The following is a 24674-nucleotide window of genomic DNA, read 5'->3' as shown; positions in this document are numbered from 1 at the left end:
GGGTGCTGCGCGCGGAGGCTGCGGGACCGGAGGCGGTCTCATGGCACGCACCGCTCATCCGGGGCCGATGGCCTCCGGCGTCCCGGAACCGGCGGAGGAGTGCGGGCCGCACGCGGCGACGGCCGGGGCGGGCCCGCGGCTGCGCTGCGTGGAGCGGCGGTGTGCGCGTTCGCCGCGGGTCTCGGCGATCAGCATGTCGACACAGCCGAGGAGGTCCTCCGCCTGTGCCGTACGGCGGATGCGCCGGGCGGCGCTTCCGTCCGCGAGCGCCGACTCGGTCAGCGCCTGAACGGTGTGCCAGTCCCCGTGGGCCTCCAAGGCGGGCCGCAGCCGGACGAGCAGCCCGCGCAGGACCTGGCCCGCGGGTGCCTCGCGGTGGGTCTCGGGGTCCACCAGGGGACCTTCGAGCCCGGACCGGGCGGCACGCCATGCCGCGCCCCGCAGCCACTCGTGCCGGCCCGCGCAGCCGGCACCGCGCCCGCGCAGCCGTTCGCGGGCCTCGGTCACCAGGGCGCGGAAGAGCCCGGCGATGAGCACGACGGTCTCGGCACGCGGGCAGGCATCACATATGCGCAGTTCCAGCGTCGGCAGATGGGCGGAGGGACGGACGTCGTAGTAGATCATCCCCGCGTCGCTGATGACCCCGGCCCGGATCAGGTCGTCCACCGCCGCGTCGTACTCGGCCGCGGTGGAGAAACAGCCGGCCGGCCCCGCGGTGGGCCAACGCTGCCACACCATGGAACGCCAGCTCGCGTACCCCGTGTCGGTCCCCTGCCAGAAGGGGGAACTCGCGGAGACGGCCAGCAGGACGGGCAGCCAGGGCGAGACCTCGCACATGACGCGCACGGCGGTGTCGCGGTCGGGCACGTCCACATGGACCTGGGCGCCGCAGATGAGCTGCTCGTCGGCGACCTTGCGGTACTCGTCGGCCATGTGGCGGTAGCGGGCGTCGGCGGTGGTGGGCACCGCGGCCGTGGTCGCCAGCGGGGCCGTCCCCGCGGCCACCACGGCCAGCCCCTGCGCAAAGGCGGCCGCGTCCAGCTGCCGTCTCAGGCGGGTGAGGTCCGCGTACAGGTCGTGCAGGGATGCGTGCACCGCGCTGTTGGTCTCCACGGTGCACTGGTGCAGTTCCGTCGTGAAGGTCCGCCGGGGAAGCCCTCGCAGGATGGCGTCGGCGCGCGGCACGAGCCGTCCGCGCTCCGCCTCAAGGACGTGGAACTCCTCCTCCACCCCGATGCGCATGGTCAAAGTCACTCCTGAAGATCCGAGCGCTGCCCTCGCGGGTACGGGACCCGGCCCTGGACGACGGGCGGCTGTGATGTGCTCCGAGTTCCCAGCTCACCCGCGGATAAGCTCCGCACTGATCAGGTGACTCGCCGTCCCCGCGGATGTGCACGGCAGGGGGCGGCGGGCATGAGCGGCGAGCGCCTAGGCTCCGCCGAGATCGGACGGCTGATCATCCGCCTCACCGACCGCCGACCGGCGGTATCGGCGCCAGGCCGGGGGTGCCGGGGCGAGGTCAGGCCCGGGCGGACTCCTCGGTGACGGGCAGTGCCGGCCCCCAGGTGAAAGGCGGGTCCGGGATGTCCTGCCGTAGTACGGGGGCGACCGCGGACTGGAACAGCTCGAGGGAGGCGCGGTGCCGGCCGTCCGTCAACCCGCTCGCGTCCGCGTGCAGGTGGAGCACCGTGTGCCCGAAGCGCTCGTGGTAGCGGTGTACCTTCTCGATGATCTGCTGCGGGCTGCCGATCAGGGCGGAACTGCGCTCGACGAAGTCCTCCAGGGTCTCGAAGACCACCGGCAGGCCGAACTGCTTCTGGAACGCCAGCGTCGACTCGAAGACCGGCCGGTACACCGTGAGGGCCTCCTGGGAGGTGCGGGTCACGAGGAGCCCGGCCGTGCCGGCGCCGACAGCGATCTTCGCCGGGTCGTGGCCGTGGAAGGCCCAGCGCTCGCGGTAGTACCTGATCAACTCGGCGTACGGCTCGATGGGGTGGGTGACGTTCGCCGAGAACAGCGGATCGCCGTAGCGGGCGGCCAGGTCCACCGACTCCTTGCTGGTCGCGCTGCCGTGCCAGACCCGGACGGGCTGCTGGTACGGCCTCGGCCACACCTCGGCGTCCTTCAGCTCCGGCCGGAACCGGGTCCTGGCGGTCACCTTGTCCTGCCGCCAGATCTGCCGGAACACCTCGTAGCTCTCGGCGTTGCGGTCCCACTGGTCCTCGGGTGTGACGTGGAACAGCTCGCGCTGGGCGGCGCCGTTGCCCTTGCCGATGATCAGCTCCAGCCGGCCCTCGGAGAGGTGGTCGAGGGTGGCGTAGTCCTCGTAGGCGCGCACCGGGTCCAGGAGGCTGAGCGTGGCCACGGCGGTGAACAGCCGGATGCGTCGGGTCAGTGCCGCGATGTGGCTGAGGACGACGGTCGGCGACGAGGAGATGAAGGGCCGCTCGTGCCGCTCCCCCACGCCGAAGCCGTCGAAGCCGAGCTCCTCGGCGAGCAGGGCGTTGTCGAGGACCTCGCGGAAGCGGTCATGGGTCGGCTTGTGCACCCCGGTGACCGGGTCCGGCCGGTGCGCGATCAGGGTGATGGCGAGGAACTTCATGACGCCGCCCGTTCGTCGCGGACGTCGTCGGGGTGGGCCAGGCCGAGCTGGTGGCGCAGGGTCGGCCCCTCGTACTCCGTGCGGAACACGCCCTGTTCCTGCAGGAGCGGGACGACCTGGTCGGCGAACGCGTCGAGGCCGGTCGGGGTGATGTGCGGGACGAGGATGAAGCCGTCACTGGCGTCGGCCTGCACGAGCTCGTTGATGGTGCGGGCGATCGTCTCCGGTGAACCGACGAAGTTCTGCCGGCTGCCCGTCTCGATGACCAGGTCGCGGATGGACCAGTTGTTCGCGGCGGCCAGTTCGCGCCACTCGCGAGCGGTGGCCAGCGGGTCGCGGTACATGCGGACCTGAGCGCGGCCCTGGGATATGTGGTCGTCGCCGAGGTCCGGGTCGATCTCGGGGAGCGGCCCGTCCGGGTCGTACGCCGACAGGTCCCGGTTCCAGACGAACTCCAGGTGTTTGATGGCGGTGGCCCCGCTGACCTGCTGCCGGCGCACCACCTTGGCCAGCTCCTCCGCCTCGGCGTCGGTGTCGGCGAGCGTGAAGGTGGCGGCGGGCAGGATCAGCAGGTGGCCGGGGCGACGGCGGTACCTGGCGAGGCGCTTCTTGACGTCGGTGTAGAAGGCCTGGCCCGCTTCGAGGGTGGCGTGCCGGCTGAAGATCGCGTCGGCGGAGGAGGCGGCGAACTCGCGGCCCTCCTCGGAGTCGCCGGCCTGGAAGATCACCGGGCGGCCCTGCGGGGAGCGCGGGACATTGAACCGGCCGTGGATGTCGAAGTGCTGCCCGGTGTGGACGAAGGCTCCGGCCTTGGCGTCCCGCAGGAAGACGCCGGTCTCCTGGTCGGCGAGGATCTCGTCGCCGTGCCAGGAGTCGAAGAGCTCGTTCGCCGTGGCCAGGAACTCCTTGGCGCGGGAGTAGCGCTCCTGCTGCGGCAGGAAACCGCCGCGGCGGAAGTTCTCGCCGGTGAAGGCGTCCCAGGAGGTGACGACGTTCCAGGCGGAGCGCCCGCCGGAGAGGTGGTCGAGGCTGGCGAACTGGCGCGCCACCTCGTAGGGCTCGTTGAAGGTGGAGTTGATGGTGCCGGTCAGGCCCAGGTGCTCGGTGACGGCGGCGAGCGCGGCCAGGACGGTGAAGGTGTCGGGGCGGCCGACGACGTCCAAGTCGTGGATCCTTCCGCCCTGCTCGCGGAGCCTGAGGCCCTCGGCGAGGAAGAGGAAGTCGAACTTGGCGCGTTCGGCGGTCCGCGCGAAGTGGACGAAGGAGCTGAACTCGATGTGGCTGCCGGCGTTCGGGTCGCTCCAGACGGTGGTGTTGTTGACGCCGGGGAAGTGGGCGGCCAGATGGATCTGCTTCAGCGGCTTGCTCATGGTCGTGGTGGTCCCTCCGGCTCAGGCGGTCGCGGCGGCGTAGCGGTTGGCGGGGCGGGCCAGGCCCAGCAGGCCGCGCAGGGTGTCGGCCTCGTAGGCGCGGCGGAAGACACCCCGGCGCTGCAGCTCGGGGACCAGGCCCCGGGTGATCGCCGGAAGGTCGTGGCCCGCTACGGCGGGGCGCAGCCGGAAGCCGGTCAGCCCGGCGCCGTGCAGTTCCTGCAGCCGATCGGCGAGTCCGGAGGGCGTGCCGACGAAGATGTGGGCGTCACTCGTGTACGGCTGTCCCGCGAGCGCGTCGAGCCGTTCCCGGCGGGCCGCCGCGGCGGTCCGGTCGTCGTCGAGGAAGACGACCAGGTCGCCGAAGACATGGAGGGGTTCGGCGTCTCGCCCCACCGCCTTCTGCTCGGCACGGATCCGGGCGACGATCGCGAGGGCCTCGTCCGCGTCGTGCGGGGTGACGTAGCCGATGTCGGCGGCACGGGCCACGAGCCGGTACGGGATGGTGTCGTGCGCGAGGGCGCTGACGATGGGCTGGCCCTGGGGCGGCCGGGGCGTGATGGAGGGCCCTTTGACGCTGAAATGCCGGCCCTCGAAGTCGATGTAGTGCAGTTTGTCCCGGTCGATGAAGCGGCCGGTGGCGGCGTCCCGGATCTCGGCGTCGTCCTCCCAGCTGTCCCAGAGGCGGCGCGCCACCTCGACGTAGTCGGCGGCCTCGTCGAAGAGGCCGGTCACCACGTCCCGGGCGGCCGGGCTGTCGTAGGCCTCGATGCGCGGGATGGTCCGGCGGCCTAAGTGCGCGGCCTCGTTCGGGCGGGCGGTGATCTGCGCGCGCAGGCCGGCGCGGCCGGCGCTGACGTAGTCGAGGGTGGCGATCGCCTTGGAGAGGTGGAACGGCTCCGTGTGGGTGGTCACCACCGTCGGCACCAGACCTATGTGCCGGGTCAGCGGTGCGACGCGGGAGGCGATGAGGACGGCGTCGAGACGGCCGCGCACCTGGTCGCTGCGCTCGTCCGGGTCCAGGAAGTGGGAGGACTGCGGGCCGAGGCCGTCCTCGAAGGTCACGAAGTCGAGCAGTCCGCGCTCGGCCTCGGCGACCAGGTCGGTCCAGTATCCGGCGGTGAACAGGTCCCGGGGACGGGCCTCCGGCTCACGCCAGGAGGCGGGGTGCCAGCCGGTGCCGTCCAGGGCGACGGCAAGGTGCAGGCCGGGGGGAGGTGTTGGGGACACGAGTGGGTGCCTTCCTGGAAGTCCGTGACGAGAACGCCGGCCCTCACCGAGGGGTGGGCACGGCGGTGGAGGAACGGGTCAGGAACAACAGAGCGCGCCGGCCACGCGCTGGAGATCTGTGCGGGGCCGGGAGTGCGGGTGGACGGCGCGGCACAGGTGCATCACGTCCGACCCCGCGTCGCCGGGGTCAGGCGCTGCGGCGCCTGGCACGTCTCGCCGTGCACAGCCCGGGCGGCCAGCCCGTCCTGCCGTGCCATCGTGGTGGTCCTGCTCGACTCTCACGTGTGTTCGGGCGGGTTGATCCGCGACGTGTCGATCGCGGAGGCGGACGTGCCCCACTTCTCGAGGATCCGGGCGTAGGTGCCGTCCTTGATCAGCTCGTTGACGGCGGCCTGGAAGGCCCGGGTGAGCGGTGAGCCCTTCTTGAAGGCGAAGCCGACGTCGAGGCGGTGGAACTCGCCGAGGAAGGTGGTCTGGGAGGCGGGCTGGTCCGCCTGGTAGCGCAGGCCGTTGATGGTCGACATGATCACGTCGATACGGCCCTGCTGGAGCGCGGTGAGGGTCGCCGCGTTCTCCGAGTAGACCTTCACGTCGTACGGCTCCTTGCCGGCCTTGGCGCACACGCCCTGCTGCGCGGTGAGGGTCGCCTCGAAGGTGGTGCCGGCGCCGGTGCCGATGGTCAGCCCGCACAGCTGGGTGAGATCGGTGACCTTCGAGGTGAGCTCGGTGTTGCCCCTCTTGACCGCGAAGCCCTGGCCGTCGTTGATGTAGGTGACGAAGTCGATGGTCCTCAGGCGATCGCTCGTGACCCCGAAGTTGCCGGTGCCGAAGTCGTACTTGCCGCTGCCGAGGGCGGGCAGGATCGTCTCGAAGGAGGCGTCCTGCCGCTCCAGCTTCACGCCGAGGACCTTGGCCACCGCGTCGGCGAGGTCGATGTCCTGGCCCGCGGGCGCCTGGTCGGTGCCGTTCGGGTAGTACGCCCCGGGCGGGAATCCGATCGAGCTGCCGACCCGGAGCGTGCCCGCCTCGCGGATGTCGGCGGGAAGCAGGGCGGCGGCGGAGTCCGCCTTGCGCACGGCGGCGACCGGGTCGTCGGTCGGCGCGGGAGAGTCCTGAGCGACCGCCGGTGTGGTGCCGGAGGTGTCGCCGGAGCCACACGCGGTCAGTGTCAGCAGTGGCGTGAGGGCGGCGGTGCGGCGCAGGCGGGCTCTGAGGCCGGGGAGGTTCAAAGGTCGGGGCCTTTCCTGTGCGCGACTGGACGTCGAGGTGCTCGAACACGGCGCCGGAGCGCGGGGTGGATGCGGAGCCGTCGCGGGTGGCGGCGGTCCCGCGGACCGCCACGGGCATGGGGCATGGCCTTTCCGGGGGTGCGACGGCACTCGGGCATGGCGGAATCGGGTGCGGACATGAGCACACGAACCGTCAGGCGGACGGGTCGGTGCGGTCGTGACGACGTCGGGCGTCGGGAGAAGCGAAGCTGCGGCAGCGCACGTCAGGAATTGACTCGGCCCGCGACGGGGTCACCGAGGGAGGGAAGGGCCGGTCAGACGGCCCGCTGCCGAGTCAGGCGCAACACGCGGCGGACCACACCCGACCGAAGTCGATGTGATCGCGCGAGACCAAGCGCTGCTGGGCATTCATGCGACCAATTGAGCAGTACATCGTGGCGCCCGTCAAGCAGCGCCCGGATGCCGGACCACCTGGACCGGCGTCGTCCAGCTCGCTGTTGACACGTCGATGCCCTGGGCACTTACGATCGACGGCGGATCGGCGCCGCCCGGCGCGGCAGCCGTCCCGGCCGCGTTGAGGGACGCGGCGCATGTGACGACGCCGAGCCCCGGACGCACCGTACGCACGCAGCGTCTGTGCCGTTGCGCTCCCTGCGAGTGCCACCGGGTGGTCACCCACGCCTGCGATCCCCTCCCCCGGAGAGCCCCTCGATGGTCATGCCTTCCGAAGTCACGCCCGCCCCTGCGCCGAAGCCCCCGAAACAGGCTCGCACCCCTGGCCCCGACGTGCCGCGGATCGTGCCGCGCCGGCACGTCGGCCGGTGGCTGACCGCTGTCGTCGCGCTGCTGCTGTTCGCGATGGTGCTCAACTCGGTCGTCCGCAACGACGCCTTCCAGTGGAGCGTGGTGGGCCGGTACTTCACCAGCGCCGCCGTGCTCGACGGACTGCTGCTCTCCCTGTGGCTGACGGCTGTGGTGATGGTGCTCGGCTTCCTGCTCGGCACGGTGCTCGCCGTGATGCGGCTCTCCGCCAACCCGGTGCTGCGCACGATGAGCTGGGGCTTTGTGTGGATCTTCCGGTCGACGCCGCTGTTGGTGCAACTGCTGTTCTGGTTCAACATCGGCGCCCTGTATCCGACGCTGGGCCTCGGCCTCCCGTTCGGCCCGCAGTTCCTCACCGTCGAGACCGTCAACCTGCTCGGCCCCACCCTGACCGCCGTCATCGGCCTGACGTTGCACGAGAGCGCCTACGCCGCGGAGGTCGTCCGCGGCGGCATCCTCTCGGTGGACTCCGGACAGACCGAGGCGGCTCAGGCACTCGGTCTGAGCAGACGCCGCACCCTGCGCCGGATCGTCGTCCCGCAGGCGATGCGCTCGATCGTGCCGACGGCCGGGAACATGCTGATCGGCACCCTGAAGGGCACCAGCATCGTCAGCGTGCTGGCCGTGCACGACCTGCTGTACTCGGTGCAGCTGATCTACAACCAGACCTACCAGGTCATTCCGCTGCTGATGGTCGCCACCCTCTGGTACATCGCGGTCACCACGGTGCTCAGCACGGGCCAGTTCTACGTCGAGCGGTACTACGCCCGCGGCAACTCCCGCGCCCTGCCGCCGACCCCGCTGCAACGGCTGCGCGGCCGTCCGAGGGCCCTGCGCCGGCGACTGAGCGCGGCGACGGCCGCCGACGCCCGCCCGGCGATCGGCGGTGGCCGGTGAGCACCGCCCCCCTACCCGGCCGTTCTGGTCGTCGTCGGCGCGGGGGCCGCGCGCCACGGGTCTGCTGGAGCGCATCGCCGCCGACGCGCCCGGACTCCGGTGGACGGCCGGCCTCTCAGAGTGTGAGACTTTCCCTATATTTCCTATGGAATTACTAGGAATACCTTGACTGCGTCCGCCGGGGTGACCAGGATGACGACCATGTCCCCCAAGCAGCAACGACTCGTTCGTCGTCGGCATGTCGACTTTGGTCACGTCGTCAGCGCCGCCTGCTGCCGCGCGTGAGGCACGCGACGCGCGCCTTCGCGCCCGTGTCGCTCCGCTCCCGCCCCCCTTCCCAGGCGATCGGCGGCATCACCCCGTGCGCCTGACGACCCGACACACTTCTGAGGGACAACTGCCATGACCACGGCGCTTCCGGCCCAGGCCACCCCACACGATCCGCCCCTCTCCGACACCCCCCGTCTTCGCCTGGTGGGCGACACCGCTCACAGAGACACCCAGGGACACACCGACGCGCCACTCGTCGGCTACCTCGTGCTCGTCCCCGAGGGCACCGATCCCGCCGAGCTGTTCGTCAAGGACCGGCCACGGCCCGAGATCCGGCCGGTCGCCGCCACAGGCTCGACCCCTGTCCGGCGGACGGCGGACGATGTCGTCCGCATCGATCCGGCGCGGCGTGCCGCCGAGGTCGACGGACACGAACTCGACCTCACCTACCTGGAGTTCGAGCTGCTGGCGCATCTCGTTCAGCACCCCCACCACGTGCAGACGCGTGATCGGCTGGTGGCCCGCGTCTGGGGCTACGACCACATCGGCGACGGCCGCACCGTGGATGTCCACATCGCCCGCCTGCGCCGCAAGCTGGGCAAGGCCCACCGGCACCGCATCGTCACCGTTCGGCGCGTGGGCTACAAGTACGTGCCCGACCGCCAGGAGAGCCCCGACGCCGCGCTCCGCGAGCGTCCTTGAGGAGATCACTCCCACGGGCCTGGCCTCCGCGCCGCCCCGCCCCGCCTCGACGACCGACCGGACCGGGCCCGGCCACGCGCACCGGCTGCAAGCGGCCCGCGAGTTCTCTGTCAAGTTCAGCGTGTCGAAGTGAATCGCGGCCCACGGGTGGCTGCTATGAAATCCTGACTTGGTTGACCTGGATCGCGAAAAGGGCGTGGAGGAGACGAGCCGGGCCGGACGGCCCGGCTCGTCGACCCTTCCCCGGAGGACTGACGAACTACGCGAGCCCAGGGCTGCTGGGAAGTACCAATGCCGAGTCCGCGTGGAGCGTGATGCGCACCGGCGTGAAGGTGATGGCGTCTACCGGCGACTCACTGGTGCCGGGATTGCGGGCGTAGCGTGGGTGGGCGCCTGCGCTGATCTGCCAGCGTATGCGATGGCCGACGGGGAAGCGGTGGGCGATGGAGCTCATCGGCACGGTGACCTGTGAGGGCGCCTGTTCAGCCGTCCGGAGTCGGCTGAACCCGTCACAGATGTTGACGGAGCGGCCTTGCGGGTCCACGTCGCACAGGCGGGTGAAGGCATCGGCGTGTCCGGTGTCCGTGGAGATGCTCAGCCGTGCGGAGACCGGGCCCAGGATGTCCATGGGCTCGGTCAGTGGTGGGCCGGTGAATGTCAGGACGTCGTCTCGGGCCTCCAGGGTGGCGTTGTTCCGGGGACCGGCGGTGCGGGAGAGCAGCGGGCCGCCGAGGGAGGGGGTGGGGTCGGCCGGGTCGTAGCGGAACGCCGCCACGGGTGAGGAGTCTGCGGGGGCCTGCTGGGTGAGATGCCCGCCGGGGATGGGGTACCACGAGGTGGCAGCCGCAGCTGGCGGCCAGTCGTCGAGATCCCGCCAGGCGTTTTCGCCGCCGATGTGCACGCGCACCGCGGTGGGACGCAGGCCGGAGGGATCGGCGTACAGGTGGGTGCGCAGCCACGCGAGGCTCTCGGCGAACACCTCGGGCCATCCCTGCTGCAGGGCGGAGGTGTGGGTCCAGGGACCGACGAGCAGGGCGGCCTCACACCCGGCCCGGCGCAGCCGGTCGTACTGCTCGAAGGTCTGGTCGGCCAGTGCGTCGTGCCATCCGGTGATCAGCGCCGTGGGCACGCGGAGCCGCTCCGCCGACTCCGCCAACGACGCGCCGTGCCAGTAGGCGTCCTTGGCGTCCGGGTGTGTCATCACGTCGTCCAGCCAAGGCAGTTCGCTGCCGAAGGCCGACACGTACGCGCCACGCAGGGGCTGCGCGGTGGTGATGTCGCGCAGGCGGCGCTGTAGGCGCAGCGTCGCCTTGAGGAACGGTGCCATGCCCTGGTGCTGGTAGTTCATGCCCACGCCCACGGCGAGGGCGTTCTCCAGGCGAAGCGCACCGTCCGCGTAGAACAGGGCGTAGGGATCGTGCAGCCCCACCTGCACCACCATCGCCTTCAGTTCCGGCGGTGGGTCCAGAGCGAGGGCCCATTGCACGTAGCCCAGGTAACTGGGGCCGACGGTCCCCAGTGTTCCGTTGAACCAGGGCTGCTCGCGCAGCCAGGCCACCGTGGCCCGGCCGTCGGCGGCCTCGTTGCGCCACAGATCGAACATGCCGCCCGAACCTCCGGTGCCGCGGCAGCTCTGCAGGACCACGTGGAAGCCCTGTTCGGCGAAGAGCAGGCCGTACTGGGGTGACCACGGCAGGCCCCGGCCATAGGGCGAGCGGACCAGGAGCGTGGGGAAGTCGCCCTGGGCACGCGGAAAGTAGTGGTCAGTGATCAACGGGCTGCCGTCGGCGGCCGGCACCAACAGTCCCGGCTCCCAACCGGCCTCATGCCGTTTCGCCGGCAGACCTCGCCAGGTCGCCCTCATCATCCGCGAGGAAAGCGGCGGCTTTCCGGCGGGTGGCACCCAGGCTGGTCTGGCTACGGCGTCGGGCGTGCGTGATGGCATCGTTCCCCTCCTCTATTCTCGTACGATGTACGAGAATAGAGGATGCTTGGATGACCTTGGCAAGAGCCGCCTCGACAACCAGGGGAAGGGGTGCGAGGCCGTGTCCGGTGACGGAAAGTCCGGTGCAGAGAGCGTCGGTCCCGAACAGCTCTGGCTGCGTCCCACCGAGCCTCGCAGGGGTCGCAGGCCCTCCTTCAGCCGGGAGGTGATCACCGCGGCGGCCGTCGCCCTGGCGGACGCGGAAGGACTCGACGCGGTCACCATGCGGCGGGTAGCCGCCGAGGTCGGAGCGGGCGTCATGTCGCTCTACAGCTACGCCCCTGACAAGGAGACGCTGCTGGAACTGATGGTCGACCACGTCAGCGGCGAACTCACGGTCACGGACCCACCCAGCGGCGACTGGCGTGCCGATCTGAAGACCGTGGCCCGACTGCAGCGCGCTCACATGCTGCGTCACCCCTGGCTGCCCGCCGCCTTGTCCACCCGTCGCGTTCCGGGCCCCAACACCCTGGCCTTCCTGGAACACGTGCTCGCCGTCCTGCGGCCCACCGGGCTGGACGGTGCGGCGAAGCTAGAGGTCTTCGCCCAGATCACCGCATTCGTGGCCGGGTACGTTGCCCATGAGATCGCGCAGGCCGCAGTCTCAAGATCACCGGACCGGGCCGCAGCCGAGGGCCGCTATCTCGCCGCTGTCGCCGCCGACGGCTGCCATCCGGAACTCGCCGAAGCCCTTTCCGCCCCCGGACGCCCTCTCACCCCCGACGCCACCTTCACCCGTTTCCTCAACCGCCTGATCGACGGCCTCGATACTGACTGATGCCGTGCACCTATGACTGCCGCCCCGCCTGCGGCGCCTTCGAGGAACAGACCGTCGCCCTCTCCAGGCGCCCAGGTCGCGACAAAGGCTGCCGCCAGCTCTGTTTCAGGCGGTTGATCAACTACCTGTCGAGTGGGGCCTGCGTGGGCAGCGTACGGATCACAGGATGGTCGGCGAACTGCTGGCGCAAGTGACTGCTCTCCATCGTGGCCTGGTGCAGGGCGCCCACCAGTGCCTCGACATCGGCCTTGAGCTGGGTGATCTCCTTAGCGTCGGCAGCCCGTAGTTCCTTGAGGCGACGGATCTGCTTGCGCAGGCGCTGTTCGCTGTCCGGGGTGCCGCCGCGGGCGCGGACCTTGTCGTAGAACTCGTTCTTCAGATCGGTGTGCCGCTGGGTGAGGGCGTTGCGCGGGACATCGGCTTCGACGGCGAGGGAGACGATCGTCAGGGCGCCGTTGGAGCGCTCGGGTGTGCCGCGCAGGATGCGGTCCATCGCGGCACGGATGCGGTCGCGCTCGTCTGCGACGGGGCTCATGCGGTCGGCTCCTGGGAGTGAATGCGAGCGTTGCTGTGGCGGTCGGCCAGACCCCGGAGATGGTCGGCACGCCGGGAGAGCCGGTCGGCGAGCGGGCCGGGCACAGCCTCCGACGCGGCCTGCTTCTCCAACCTCTTCGCATGATGCACGAGTTCGTCGGCGTGGCGGTCGGTGCGCGCGATGTTCGCACACGACGGCTGGCAGCGGTCGAGGCTCGGGGCGTCGGTGCCATCGAGGCGGTGGCACAAGGCACGGTCGCGGTTGTAGACGCACATCAGGAACGAGTGCGGGTTGTCGTAGACGGTCAGGGCCGGGTTGCCCAGGATGTCCCGGACCTGGCGGTGCGTGCGGATGGATCCAGCGAAGGTGGGGGCCTGGGCCGCGGCGTGGATCGCCCGCCGGGCGGCCGGCCCTGAAATCCCGGTTCCGGCGGCGAGGTCGTCGTGGAGGGTGGTGAGGGTGTCGGCGGTAGCCCGGGCGGTTTCGACGTCGAGCAGCTCGTGGATGCCGCCGCGGCCGCGGGCGGCGTAGCCGGCACTCATGGCGGTGCGCATGTGCCCGTACTGGATGGCCAGGGCCACCAGCCCGCCCGGTCTGCGCGCGATGTGCCAGGCCAGCGACCGGCGGAAGCGCGCCACGCCGAGTGCCCCGAAGGGATCCTCTGGGATGACTTCATGGGGACGATCCAGGCCCACCGCGAGGCCGGAGGCCCATTCGATGAAGTCCTCGATCCGGTTGCGCATCGCCTCGAAGCCGACGACCCGGCTTGTGGAGATGCGACCGCGCGGGATCGCGTGGACGGCGCTGTCGAAGAGGAGCCCGTCCGGGGCGATGCGTTCCAGCACGCGGATCGCGGTAACCACCGGTGGAATGGCGACCCAGGGGACCTCCCGCACCTGCCCGGCGGAGTAGTGGTTGCCGTCCTGGTCGTGGACCCCCTTGAACACCCGGCCATAGATCAGGTGCCGTCCTGGCGATGACGGTTCGGGACAACAGCCGCTCTCCAGGCCCATCACCTCACCGGGCCGCATGCCAGTCAGGTACGCCAGGACGATGAAGCAGGCGACACTCAGATGCCGCATGAGCTGTGGGACCTCGGTGAAGTCGATCGATTCGGTCCACGGCTGTCCGGCGACCCGCCCGGTGATCGGCGTGGAGAGCGGGCAGGGGCCGGGGCGGCGCTGGGCGTAGTCGCGAAAGCCCTCCCGCAGCTCGGTCCGCAGATGGCTGTTGATCTGCTTCGGGGAGCAGCCGACCAGCGCGGCCATGTAGGTCATGCTGATCTGGTGCTCGCCCTTGTGCCATCGGGTGGGTACGGGGTCACCACGCTCCACGAGCTGATCCAGGTAGATCCTCAGCCGCGCCATGGTCTCCCATGTACCAACGGCCTGTTCGGCCTGCTCGGTCAGGCGCTGCGTCTCCGCCCAGGCGGACAGAATGTCGTCGGCGAAGTCGTCGACCACGCGCAGCGCCCAGACCAGCAACGGCCCCATGGTGGCCGGAGCGATCGGCTCCCGGCTGTTCTCCCCGGGACCGGGGGCAGGCGCGGCCGGGAGGTAGTCGTCGACGCCGTACCGGTGCCAGGGAGGCATCACCAGGCCGGCCGGACGGGCGCTCGCGGCGTCGAACGCCCACAGGCGGGTCAGAGCGGCCAGCTCCTTCGTGCCATCGTTGCGGTTGGCACTTGACCGGCGGGCCAGGTGACCGGCGTACGCGGTGAAGATCTCGGTCGTGCAGGCACCGAGGCCGGATATCCCCTGCGCCGTGACCCAGCGGGCGAAGCGCTGCCACCGGCGCACGGTGTCGTAGATCCCGTGCGGTCCCAGGCGGGAGTGCCAGGCAGGGTGACCGACCAGGACGCTTTCCGGCAGCGCCGTATTGATCATCGTCCAAGCCGCGAGACGCATCTCTTCCCGGAAGGCGTCCGGAAACTTAGACCAGTCCACGCCCACCCGCGACGCGCTGGGGTTGGCGATCAACGGTGCGAGAGACCAGACGTCGTCGCCGTAGATCGAGATCGGGACGGGGCCGGGCGCCAGGATCAGGGACGGTGCGATGACCGGGGTTCTCCATCCGGGCATTGCCGGCAGTTCGGAAGGCAGAGCGGTCACAAGTCGTAGACTCCGTGAAGAAGTTGATCGATGACATCGCGGTCGGTATCGCTGACCGATGCGAGCGCGGCATTCCAGACCGCCTCCCCGAGGCGGTCGCGAAGATCGGCGAGCCGGGCGTGGGCATCGGCCCAGTCCGCGTCCCAGACGACCGGTTCCACGACGCCGCGCAGGTTGCCCAGCGCCTGGTGCAGGTGTGCCAGACGAGGGTGATGGGTGGGCGTGACCCTGGCGTTGGGGCAGGCCGTGCACAGCAGGAACGAGGCGGCGCATGTCTGGCCCGGCGGGCTGAACGGGCCGTGCTCGTAGTCGGCGCAATCTGCTGTCGCCGTCTCCAGCTCCCCCGCCTTGGACCGCTCCGTCAGACGGGCGCTGAACACGGTGCGATGAGCAGCAGCCACCGCGTCCAGGGCCCCCTCGGCAATCACCGGCACCGCCGCCTGCTGGACTTGCGGCTCCGGCAGCACGTAGACGCTGTCGTGCGTGTCCTGGGTGTTCTGCCCGGGCTCGCGCCGGTGCAGCACGTTCACCGTCTTGCGGATCCGCTTGAGCGGAGAACCGGACAGCCCGACCGACCGTGCCCAGTCGCGGCCGGAGTGTTCGTCCACGCCGAACCCGAACTGGCCGGCTCGGACGGCCTTGAGGTAGGCCTGGCCCTCGTGCTCGGTGGTCTGGTGCCAGGCCAGCAGCCGCTCGGTGTCCGCACCGAGCAGCGCCAACGTGGCCCGGGCGTGCGAGGTGGCCTCCAAGGCTTCGCTGATGATCCGTCCGGAGGAGTCGGCCCCGGAGTCGGTGAGGTTACGGCTCTCGAAGCGGCCACGGTGACCTGCACGGCGCCGTTTCTCCAGCCGCAGCCGGTAGACCGGCATACCCGCCTCCGCCGTGCCGGGCAGCGTCTTGGGCATCGACAGCTCAGAGATCGTGGTGGAGTTCAGCCCGAGTTCGGAGGCGATGAGCACCGCCAGTGCAGCTGTTTCCTTACGGCTGAGGAAGAGCCGCTTCCAGGTGTGTTCCGCCGAGCCGCCGCCCAGCGCCGGACGGTAGCGACGGCGCACGACGCGCCGCCACTCGTACAGCGGTACATCGCCGGTGCGCGCCAGCACGTCCAGAGCCTCCCCGACCAGCCACTCCCGGCTGCTTGGCTCAGTCGCGCCCGCACGCCAGGCCGTGAGCCGGTCGGTGTTCTCCCGGATCCGCAGCAGCGCCGAGCGGAACGTCCGCCGGGCCGCGATCCGGATTTCCTTGAACTCCTCGGGCCCATAGGCCTGGACACGACCCGTCTCCCATGCGAACCGCTTGGCCATCGCCTCCCGCACAGGCTGCGCGAGCCGCGGATCCAGTTGGAGCAGGCCGGCGACCGATGCGTACTTGCTGTAGCCGTTCGGTCTTGGCGGCAGGCTCAGCCGCCACGCATTCCAGTGCGCCGTCGTCAGCCGGTCCACGTCCGGCGCCACGTCGTCCAGGCTGGCGAGGAACTCGGTGAAGGGCCGCACGAGGTACCAATGGGCCTCGCTGGTCTCGACGCTGTCCCAGCCTCCGCCCGGGGCGCATTTGGCCGCGTACAGAGCGGCCAAAGACCGCTGAAACGCCTCCGGAACCGGCAGCACACCGAAGTCGTAGCTGCGCATCATGCCCTGAGCGTCCCGGTGTTGCACGACCAGGCCCTCCTTCTCAAGGACTGCCGGACGCTGATGCGGAGCGTCGGGCAAGGCAGCAGCCCTGCCGCGGCGGCTCAACGGGCCTCAAACTGATCGTCCAGGTCCTGGATGCCTTCGCTCTCCAGGGCCAGCCGTGCGAACAGCCCCGCCAGCTCCTGCTCCGACACCGGCCCGTCCGCGGGCACGAAGTCAGCCAGCAGCGACCGCAGCTGCAGATCCGCGACCGGGGCGAGGTACACCGCTTTCGTGGTCTCCATCTGGGAGTGACCGAGGAGGTCCTGCACCATCCGCCAGGGATCGCCGTACAGCAGGCGGAAGTCCCTTCGCTCCTCCGGCGTCAGACCCATACGCCGGTCCATGACGTGGTTGAGCACCACGAGCATCAACAACGCGAAGCCATGACTTGTGTCCGCAGAGGCCGTGTGCGGATGACCCCGTGTAGCGATTGACCATGTGTGTGGATGTGGTTGCTTTCGTGACGCAGTCCGTCGACTGTGTTGCATTCCACGTCCATGGGTGCGATGCAGATCACACCCTTTGGTGGGTGGTTCAAGAGGATGGTGGCGTGCGATGTCACGGTGCATCACTGCGCCCGTCCCGCGGCGCGAAGGCTTCGAGAGCGTCTGCGTCGGTTGCCCGAGCATGAAGGAAGTAGTCGGCCCACTCGGCGATCTCGGGGTAGGAGGAGTTCTGCGTGACCTGGGTGATGGCAGCCTCGGTGTCGAAGGTGGTCGATCGCAGTTCGACGCCGGGGCCCAGAAGTGCCCAGTGGGCTCCCGCCCGCCCATAGGGCATGCCGATACTGCCAGGGTTGATCACGAGTCGGCCGTGAGCGAGGCGGACGAACGGCATGTGCGTATGACCGCAGACCACCGTGCGGACATCGTCGTCGAGCTCGCTGAAAACCTCTCGCCAGCGGTCAAGGCGTGAGTCCACCAGGACGACCTCCTCATCGTCACGAGGGGTGGCATGGCAAAACAGCACCTTTCCCAGGCCGCGCACTGGCAGAGAGAGCGATCGGGGCAGCTGGCCGAGTAGGTCGAGGTGGTCTTCGCGTAGCTGTTCGGCGGCCCAGGGAGCAATCGGATCGGGGATCGAGTCGCGTTGACCGCAGCGGTATTCGAGGAGTTCACGGTCGGCGTTGCCGCTGATCCAGACGATGCGGTCGCCGAGACTGACCAGCAGGTCGAGGACCTGGGTCGGCTGCGGGCCGGCGGTGATGTCGCCGGTCAGCACGATGCGATCGGCGGCGCTTACTTCTGGTTCGGCGAGCACGGCCTCCAGGGCGGGCAGGACTCCGTGGATGTCGGACAGGACGGCTACTCGGTTCAGCATGGTCACCACTGTGGGATGAGGTTCGCTTGGAGGCGGGATCGTTCGCCGGACGCGTAGTTCAAGAGAGTGACTGCTTCAGCGCGTGCGGTCTTGGGGCGCGTACTTCTTCCGGGTCCTCCCCTTCAACTGCAGCTGCCGATCACCGTGGTTCGCGGAGCGGGCAGGCGGCTCACTCGGCTTGCCCCGGCGGCAGACTCGCGAAGCCGGACGATCTCTTCATGCTGGGCGGCGAGCTGGGCCAGGGCCTGGGCGCGGAAGTCGGTCAGTTCTTCGATCGTCTGCTCCGACTGGGCCAGCCGGTCCCGGAGCTTGCTGTTCTCTGCCTTGAGCCGGGCGATCTGGGCCTCGCGGGGATCTGGGATTTCGCCGGCGTCTTGCAGTGTCTGGACCCGTCGTTCGAACTCGACGCGGAGGTGAGCGTAGGGACGGGTGCCGTAGAACGCGGTGCGGTCGACGCCCGCTTCGCGGGCGAGGGTCTTGATGTCGCACTTTCCGCCGGGCGGGATCTCTCCGCGGAGGAGGCGGTCCATGGCGGCTCGGATGCGGTTCTCGTTCTCGGCCCGCTGGGCTGCGGAGATTCTCATGCGGATGCCTCGTTCATCGTGCTGGCGGCGTCGATTTCGGCGACGACGCGGAGGGCCCGGTCGTGGTCGGCTTGGAGCCGGGTGCGTTCGGTCTTGCGCGTCGCGCCGAGCTGCCCGATGAACGTTTCGGTGCGTTCGGCGTGCTCGGCCCAGACGGGGCGGTGGCAGGGGTGGTGGGTGGCCTGCGGGCAGCGGGCCGAGTCACACATCCCGATCAGCGGCCGGTCCGCGGTGGGGGTGCCAGCGAGTTTGAGGCAGAGCGCCCGGGAGGGATCGGTGAACCAGCAGTAGTTCGCCGGTCCGAGGTGCAACGTCTTGGCGCGCTTGGTCAGCAGGTTGAGGACGTCACGGCCGTTGCGCTGGACTCTCGGTGCTGCGGTCGAGGACGTATCGACCCGGGCGTCGATGCCGGCGAAGAACTCCGTGAGGCTGCGGGCGCCAGGGCCGGCGGGCAGGACACCCTGCTGGTAGTTTCGGAACTCCGCCAGGACCAGCTGGAGGTTGCGTTCGCTCTCGTGCTTGTTGACCTCGGCCAGAAGTTCGGCCTGCGCCCCGCCAGGACGCGAGGCATAGCCCTCTGTTGTGGCCACGGCGATATGTTTCATGTGGATCTTGGTGGCCAGGACGCCGCCAGGCCGGTAGGCCATCTCCAGCGACAACGTCCGCCGCAGCATCCGCAGGTTGACCGGTCCCTCGGGGATCGGCGCCAGGCCAAGTCGCTTCCCGGCCGCGGAGTTGACCCAGTTCTTGAACCACTTGAAGCGGACGTTGAAGGAGAACCGGCCGATCAGCAAGGCGCCTTCTGCCGAGACATCGTGCAGTTGCTCAAGGAGCTCGATCGCCCGATAGACCGGCTCGATGACGACCCACTCGTCGTCGGTGCCGCCCAGCGGCTGCCCTTTGACGATCTTGCTTGCGATCCGGTAGCGGGACAGGCCCACGACGGACTCTTCGGGCGGTCGCCGGCAGCCGATGCGCAATTCCATCAGCTCACTCGCGCGCATGCCTGAGATGGCGGCAGCGGTGATGATCGCGGCAGTACGGACGATGCCGACCACGGCGACGGCTTGGAGCCGGGACAGCGGTAGGGTCCAGGGCGTTGACGGTGTTCCGTCGGCCGCGGGGACCAGTTCGGCTTCGCGGCCGAACGGTCTCTCGACGCCGACCTGGGCCAGGGCGTCTTCCAGCGCCGGCCGCATGGTGGACAGCCATGGATGGCAGAACTGACTCAGCCCGGCCCGGCGGGCGAGGGCGCCCATGGCCACCGGGAGGAGGGGATCGTCCTCGGCCCAGCCCTGTTCGAGGCGTTTCGCGATGTAATGATCCTCCAGCATGGGCAGGGCTGTGCACGTTCGCGTGTACTCGGCGAGGATTTCGCTGAGTTCCCGGACCGGGACACGGTTCTTGGGGCCGACGCGGCGGAGTCCTTGGGCTCGCCGTACCGAGTGAAGGTCGGAGTCGCGGATCTTGTGTGCCAGATCGACGGCGTGCGGGCCCAGTGCGGACACCAGGTAGAGGGCGGCCGCGAGCATCGGCTGCATGATCTCGTCCGCGACCGGTTGGGTCTTGTTCTCCTCCCGGCCGCAGGGCATCTCGGCGACGGCGGAGGCGGTGGCACCGCCCCAGGGCCTCAGCTCGGCGGAAACGCGGTCGGCGGTGAACAGGTCGCGGTAGTTCACCAGATCGACGACGACCTGAGCGGCCGCCCTCCGGGTCGCGTGGCTGTTCTCGCCGATCACGGCTCCGTCCTCGTCGAGCACGTAGCGGCGGTGAGCCAGGTATGCCTCGCAGTCCCGGGTGGTGATCTGCTGCAGGCTGCTGATCGCCCGGTCGCTCAGCCAGCTGAAGAAGCGGACGAGTTCGTCGAGACGACCGCGACAACTGGTGACATGGAGCGGGTTGCGGAAGGCTCGGGGCAACGGGGCGACCGTCTGGTGGCGGGGTGCGAGCATCGCCAGGACCAGTTCCTTGGCCACCAGTCGCCAACGCGAGCCCGTGATCAGGGTGAAGTCGAAGCGCCTCAGCGACGGGCTCAGCTGGGTCGGCAGCCCGACGACGTGGGTGAAGTCCCAGACGTCGTCCTCGAACACCGTGCGAGCGGCATCGCCGGGCAGCGTCAGACCCGCTTCGGCGCAGATATCGGCGCCGGTGAAGACGGCAGAGCGTCCATCGAAGGCGGGAGCGAGAGCGGTGCTCATGCGGTCATCTCCTCGGGCCGCAGGGGAAGTTCGTCGTCCCGGTCGGTGACGTGGGCGGCGGCCGCGGTGACCACGGCCGGATCGAAGCGGTCCAGGACCTGCTGGACGCGGGCGGCGTAGGGGCCGAAGACCGCCATGAAGTGGGCGGCGGGCATTTGCTGCCACTGCCGGGAGAAGAACGCCTTCAGCCGCAGCAGGTTGACAGCATGCCGTGGTGCGAACACCGCCAGGGGACACAGCAGGCAGACCCAGGGGCGGGCCGGACAGGGCTTGCCCTTCGGGCCGTGCAGTCCGGATAGCTGATCGCCGCAGGCGGCGGTGAACACGTCCCGTTGCCCGCCGACGAGTTCGGCGATCACGTCGTCGTCCAGTGCGAGGTCCGCCACCAGCAGCGGGTAGCCCTCGGCGAGTGCGGCGACCTCTTCCTCGGTGATCACCGTCGGCGGGTGCGACCTGCGGAGCAGGTCGTGCTGGGCGTCTTCGATCACTGTCTCGACCGCGCGGTGCTGGGCGGGGGTCGTGGCCGTCAGGTAGTGGTCGCCTTCGACGGCGGGGGTGTGGTTGGGGTCGATGGTGGCCCGGCCGCTGCCGGTCCATGTGGTCTTGTCCCGCATCGCCTCGTGCGTGGTGCGGATCCGGGATCGGTGGATCTTAAGGGGCTGCCCGTCGTCCCCGGCCAGCTGGTGCCGCTTCACCCACCGCTGGATGGCGACACGGTCGAACTGTCTCACTCGGCGGTCACCGCCGGCCCGGCTCAGGCCCAGCCACAGTTTGCGGCCCTCGTCCGGCGGAACGAAGCTCCGCAGCAGCGTGGAGTGGGCCAGCCACTGCTCCAGCAGGCGCACGGCCCTGCGCGGCAGGTTCAGGCTCTCGGCCGCGGTGCGGCCCTTGACGTAGGAGAGCAGGATCGTGGAGTCCCCGGCCCAGTCGACGTCCTGCGTGACCAGGTCCTCGATGCCGTCCGGCACGATGCCGGAGTAGATGCCGAACAACAGCCGGTAGGCGATGAGTACGTTCAGATGTGGGAACAGGGCCTGCGTCGCGTCGTGGAAGCCGCCGCGGCGGTGAACCAAAGCGGCCGAGATGCCGACGTTGCGGCCGAACTCGGAGATGTTCACCGGTCCGATGGTGGCCAGCAGCCAGCGAAGGTTCTGGGGAATCCATCCGCCGTCGGCGGGATGCTGTCCATGAGCGACGGCGGTCAGGGCCTGTCGGTGGGCCGTGTACGACTCCTCGACGAGCCGTCGGCAGAGGTCGCCCAGCCGCTGCCACTCGGTCTCCGAGTAGGGAGGCAGGGCGTGGTGGTTCGGCTGAACGTTGAAGTTCCGTCCGGCCGCGAGCTCCAGCACGCCGTCCGCCAGCGAGCCGTCGGCCCGGCCGAACGCCTCGACCATTGCGCGGGTGCACGCCTCCCGGCCGCCCGAGCATCCCATCAGGTACTCGGCCAGCCTGCCCCGTCTGAGCTGGTCGAGGCCACCGGTGAAGCCCTGCGCGGCCAGGATCCGCACCATGCCCCGGATCGCCTGGGCGTAATGGTTGACCGTGCCGGCGGAATCCGCGGTGCCGTGCGGGTGGATGAGATCCACCAGGCCGGTGGCCAACTGCCGGGCCAGCAACGGGTTCGGCAAGCCGTCCAGCGAGAACGTCGCACGGCTTCCGTCGCTGAACACGCAGGTGATTCCCAGGGGCTGGTCGATCAGTATAGTCGGCATCAGAAAGCCCCGTCCTCGGCGAACTCGGCGGCGGCTTCCCGGTCGGCGCCCGCGTCGTCGGTCAGTCCGGCCGCGGCGCCCGCCCCCTCGTATGCCTCTCGGAAGATGCGGGTGGTGTCCAGGCGCCGGAGATACTTTTCCGTGGTGAGGACGGTGGTATGGCCGAGCAGGTCGCGGAGCACCAGCAGTGGGTCGGCCTTGCTGAGGTAGAAGACCAGGGCGGCGTCGGCATCGGTGTCCCGCACGAGCTTCGCGGCCTGCCGGTAGTGCCCGGTGACCAGGTATTCCAGAGTCCTCATCGAGAAGGTGTGGCGACATCGGTGGGGCCAGACGTGCGGGAACCGCGGTTCGAAGCGGGCGCGGATCCGGTCGGAGGTCCGCTCGAAGACCGTCGCCCACGCGGTGAACGGGCCGCCGCCGTTCTTCACTGCCAGCAGGCACGAACCGCCCTCCGGCGCGACCAGCCGACGGCGTTCTGCCGGGGTCAGCGATGCCCAGGGCCGCCGGATGCCGTTGATCAGCCCGCCCCTCGCGTCAGGCTCGGTCACCATCAACGGCTCACCCCACCGTCGCGGCGGCCGCCACCGTGTGCTCTCCGCGGTGGCGGCCCGGTCCAGCTCCACGTAGTCGTGCACCGTGGCGAGGGCCTCGTAGGAGACCCAGGTGGTGCGGAACTTCTTTCCCTTGGTGATCCCGGCCGGCACCGGGAACGGGATCGGCACCACGGTCGGCTCGGGCGGCAGCGGGGGGATTTCCCAGGGCAGCAGGTAGGTGAACTCCTGCAGTCGCAGTCCGGTGGCCAGCGCGAGGTCCCCGACGGCCGCGTTGCGGGTCATCTCCCGGCCGTGGAATCCGGTGTCCTGGGAGCCGTCGGGTGCCAGTCCGCGCAGTCCGTTGCGGAACAGTTCGGTGAAGTCGGGCTCCAGGTACTTGATCGTCACGTGCGGCTTCGGGGTGCGGCGGACCGCCAGGTTCACCTTCACCTCCCGGCCGGTGCCCGCGAACAGCGCCCGCGCGGCGCGGTAGGTGAACGGCTCGGCCGTCGCGTACCCCTCGGCGATCGCCCACCGGTAGAACAGCGACAGGATGCTCATGTGCTGACCCCAGGTCGTCGCCGCGAACCGGGCCTTCAGCGGGCCCGCCGCCCGGTGCTCGGCGTACCGGCTCAACGCGGCCTTCAGCCGTACCCGCGAGTCGAACAGCCCCACCCCGTGCACGGCCAGGAACTCCATCCACTCCTTGACCACCCGCGCGTAGTTCTCCCACGAGCTCGGAGCCGGCGCCCCACTGGCCGGGAGCTCACGCAACCACCGGTTCACCACCGCCACCGGGCGCGGCGCGGCCGGGCCGTCCTCGAAGCACAGGTCGTCGTCGACGAGCACGGGCATCCCCTCAGGGATCAACGGCCGATGCTCGACATCCCAGGACTCCCAGCCCCGGGACGAGAAGAAACTCAGGATCATGAGCGCCGACAGTAGAAACACCACACGGCTCAGCGCAAAGCCCAAACGCCCAGGCCACCAGCCCCGTTGGAGCCAATCGCCACACGGAAACTAAGCGGAGACAATGTGCCGGCACATGTGCGGCGTGCAGAACGGCGGCTCGCTCATCACCGGCGCCAGCACTGCCTCGCAGCGCTCGTTCGCCGCCCGGAAAACGCCCTCCCACGAGGCCGGCTTGAACGGCAGACCGGCCTCGTTCAGCCACAGCCACAGCGGCTCCGGACCGGCCGGACCCTCGATGAAGAAGCCCATCCGCTCCTCCACCGTTGCCTCCGCGAGCGGGGTCTGCCCGATCTCACCGTCCCGGTCGCACCAATGCAGCACACGCCGGTGCCGACCGGTCTCACGGGTCACCAGCCTCATCGGCAGATCGTCGTAGCGGCCCAAGGCCTGCGCGCGCCGAACCACCCGGGCGCGCGAGGACTCGACGTACCCCTCGATCTCCCCGACTACCACGGAGGAGGCATAGAACGTGCGCGCCCGCTTCGACTTCGTCACCACCCGAGCGAGCCGCCCCACGTAGTAACGACCGCCTTCCAGCCGAAGGCGCGGGACCTCCAACGTCAGCAACGAAGCCCCCTCCGTCAGCCGAACCCCGGAGGAGAACAGCAGATCAGCGAAGGTGCCGTTGCGGTCGGCCAGCCGCCCCGCCCACCCCGCCGACGGCACGCCGTCGGCACCATGCCCACGCAGACCGCACTCCACCCAGCGGCGAAATGCCCGTGGCGTCAGCCAACGGATCTCGCTGGTCCGCGCGTTCCTCGCCCTGGCCGCCGGCACCAGAACACGCTGGCCGCTCCTGCTGGGGACCGATCGCATGATCACCGGGTTGACCGGCACATGATCGCGCTGCACCGCCCACTCGTACAGCCGGATCAGAGCGGCCAGCCCGCGGTTCCACCGTGCCCCTCCCACCCGACGCGGATTGCGCAGCGAGCGGGTTCGCCAGTCCTCGAAGTCCCACAGATCGTCTGCTGTGGCGTCGCCCCATGTCTTCCCGCGCTGCCACAGGAAATCGAAGAACAGGCAGTAGTCGTCCGTGTAGTTCCGTTTCGTCTCCTGAGCCAGACGGGCGAACGACGACCGGCATAGATACCGGCTAATACTCCAGTGCGGTTTCGTGATCTATCCAGCGGGTTCGCCGACGGCTCGTCG

Annotated in this window: 19 protein-coding genes and 1 pseudogene; 3 read left to right on the top strand and 17 right to left on the bottom strand. The window is 69.8% G+C overall.

From position 1 onward, the window contains the following. Positions 1-54: 54 nt before the first annotated feature. The 5 genes from ACFF45_RS27845 to ACFF45_RS27825 all read right to left on the bottom strand — a co-directional run bounded on the left by ACFF45_RS27845 (position 55) and on the right by ACFF45_RS27825 (position 6431). Complete coding sequence (locus ACFF45_RS27845; RefSeq protein ID WP_381349360.1) at positions 55-1242, bottom strand: carboxylate-amine ligase; 1188 nt, start codon at positions 1240-1242, stop codon at positions 55-57. Between the two features lie 277 nt (positions 1243-1519). Continuing rightward, complete coding sequence (locus ACFF45_RS27840) at positions 1520-2602, bottom strand: LLM class flavin-dependent oxidoreductase (protein WP_381349344.1); 1083 nt, start codon at positions 2600-2602, stop codon at positions 1520-1522. After that, positions 2599-3972, bottom strand: a complete 1374-nt coding sequence (locus ACFF45_RS27835) for an NtaA/DmoA family FMN-dependent monooxygenase (protein WP_381349343.1) — start codon at positions 3970-3972, stop codon at positions 2599-2601. Before ACFF45_RS27835 ends, ACFF45_RS27840 begins: the two co-directional genes overlap by 4 nt. 21 nt (positions 3973-3993) lie before the next feature. Continuing rightward, positions 3994-5202 (bottom strand): LLM class flavin-dependent oxidoreductase, encoded by a 1209-nt coding sequence (locus ACFF45_RS27830; protein ID WP_381349341.1) that lies wholly within the window; start codon positions 5200-5202, stop codon positions 3994-3996. Between the two features lie 278 nt (positions 5203-5480). Continuing rightward, positions 5481-6431: an ABC transporter substrate-binding protein gene (locus ACFF45_RS27825; RefSeq protein ID WP_381349339.1), complete on the bottom strand. Its 951-nt coding sequence runs from the start codon at positions 6429-6431 to the stop codon at positions 5481-5483. A gap of 711 nt (positions 6432-7142) precedes the next feature. Here ACFF45_RS27825 and ACFF45_RS27820 point away from each other — a divergent pair. Both ACFF45_RS27820 and ACFF45_RS27815 read left to right on the top strand, forming a co-directional pair. Further along, positions 7143-8150, top strand: coding sequence for an amino acid ABC transporter permease (locus ACFF45_RS27820; RefSeq protein ID WP_381349338.1), 1008 nt, complete (start codon positions 7143-7145; stop codon positions 8148-8150). 402 nt (positions 8151-8552) lie between these two features. Beyond that, positions 8553-9122 (top strand): winged helix-turn-helix domain-containing protein, encoded by a 570-nt coding sequence (locus ACFF45_RS27815; RefSeq protein ID WP_381349336.1) that lies wholly within the window; start codon positions 8553-8555, stop codon positions 9120-9122. A gap of 259 nt (positions 9123-9381) precedes the next feature. Here the strand turns inward: ACFF45_RS27815 and ACFF45_RS27810 are convergent, their stop codons facing one another. After that, on the bottom strand, positions 9382-10986 hold the full coding sequence (locus ACFF45_RS27810; protein WP_381349359.1) for a CocE/NonD family hydrolase: 1605 nt from the start codon (positions 10984-10986) through the stop codon (positions 9382-9384). A 181-nt stretch (positions 10987-11167) separates the two neighbouring features. On the opposite strand from ACFF45_RS27810, the gene ACFF45_RS27805 reads away from it, so the two are divergent. After that, complete coding sequence (locus tag ACFF45_RS27805) at positions 11168-11884, top strand: TetR/AcrR family transcriptional regulator C-terminal domain-containing protein (RefSeq protein ID WP_381349358.1); 717 nt, start codon at positions 11168-11170, stop codon at positions 11882-11884. Positions 11885-12005: 121 nt separating this feature from the next. Here the strand turns inward: ACFF45_RS27805 and ACFF45_RS27800 are convergent, their stop codons facing one another. The 11 genes and pseudogenes from ACFF45_RS27800 to ACFF45_RS27750 form a co-directional block, all read right to left on the bottom strand. Further along, positions 12006-12419, bottom strand: coding sequence for a hypothetical protein (locus tag ACFF45_RS27800; protein ID WP_381349335.1), 414 nt, complete (start codon positions 12417-12419; stop codon positions 12006-12008). Further along, a complete protein-coding gene (locus ACFF45_RS27795) occupies positions 12416-14500 on the bottom strand; it encodes an integrase (protein ID WP_381349334.1) in 2085 nt (694 codons plus the stop codon). Before ACFF45_RS27795 ends, ACFF45_RS27800 begins: the two co-directional genes overlap by 4 nt. A 26-nt stretch (positions 14501-14526) precedes the next feature. Further along, entirely contained in the window at positions 14527-16161 is a 1635-nt protein-coding gene (locus ACFF45_RS27790) for a hypothetical protein (RefSeq protein WP_381349333.1), read from the bottom strand. Between the two features lie 101 nt (positions 16162-16262). Continuing rightward, a complete protein-coding gene (locus ACFF45_RS27785) occupies positions 16263-16535 on the bottom strand; it encodes a hypothetical protein (protein ID WP_381349332.1) in 273 nt (90 codons plus the stop codon). Positions 16536-16761: 226 nt separating this feature from the next. Continuing rightward, positions 16762-17523 carry a metallophosphoesterase family protein gene (locus ACFF45_RS27780; protein WP_381349331.1) on the bottom strand — a complete coding sequence of 254 codons (762 nt, stop codon included), beginning with the start codon at positions 17521-17523 and terminating at the stop codon, positions 16762-16764. Between the two features lie 122 nt (positions 17524-17645). Then, entirely contained in the window at positions 17646-18107 is a 462-nt protein-coding gene (locus tag ACFF45_RS27775) for a hypothetical protein (protein WP_381349330.1), read from the bottom strand. Further along, a complete protein-coding gene (locus ACFF45_RS27770) occupies positions 18104-20305 on the bottom strand; it encodes a site-specific integrase (RefSeq protein WP_381349329.1) in 2202 nt (733 codons plus the stop codon). The genes ACFF45_RS27775 and ACFF45_RS27770 overlap by 4 nt, the downstream gene beginning before the upstream one ends. Next, on the bottom strand, positions 20302-22017 hold the full coding sequence (locus ACFF45_RS27765) for a hypothetical protein (RefSeq protein ID WP_381349328.1): 1716 nt from the start codon (positions 22015-22017) through the stop codon (positions 20302-20304). Before ACFF45_RS27765 ends, ACFF45_RS27770 begins: the two co-directional genes overlap by 4 nt. Next, complete coding sequence (locus ACFF45_RS27760; protein ID WP_381349327.1) at positions 22017-23480, bottom strand: site-specific integrase; 1464 nt, start codon at positions 23478-23480, stop codon at positions 22017-22019. Before ACFF45_RS27760 ends, ACFF45_RS27765 begins: the two co-directional genes overlap by 1 nt. Before the next feature lie 90 nt (positions 23481-23570). After that, the gene (locus ACFF45_RS27755; RefSeq protein WP_381349326.1) at positions 23571-24374 is read right to left on the bottom strand and encodes a hypothetical protein; all 804 of its coding nucleotides are present in this window, start codon (positions 24372-24374) and stop codon (positions 23571-23573) included. Positions 24375-24377: 3 nt separating this feature from the next. Beyond that, positions 24378-24587, bottom strand: a pseudogene (locus tag ACFF45_RS27750) (site-specific integrase); the annotation flags it as partial. Positions 24588-24674: the final 87 nt, after the last annotated feature.

This window comes from Streptomyces cinereospinus, from assembly GCF_042430725.1.
Taxonomy (GTDB): Bacteria; Actinomycetota; Actinomycetes; order Streptomycetales; family Streptomycetaceae; genus Streptomyces; species Streptomyces cinereospinus.
The sequence above is the reverse complement of the archived record's forward strand: the minus strand, read 5'-3'. Positions and strand labels throughout refer to the sequence as shown.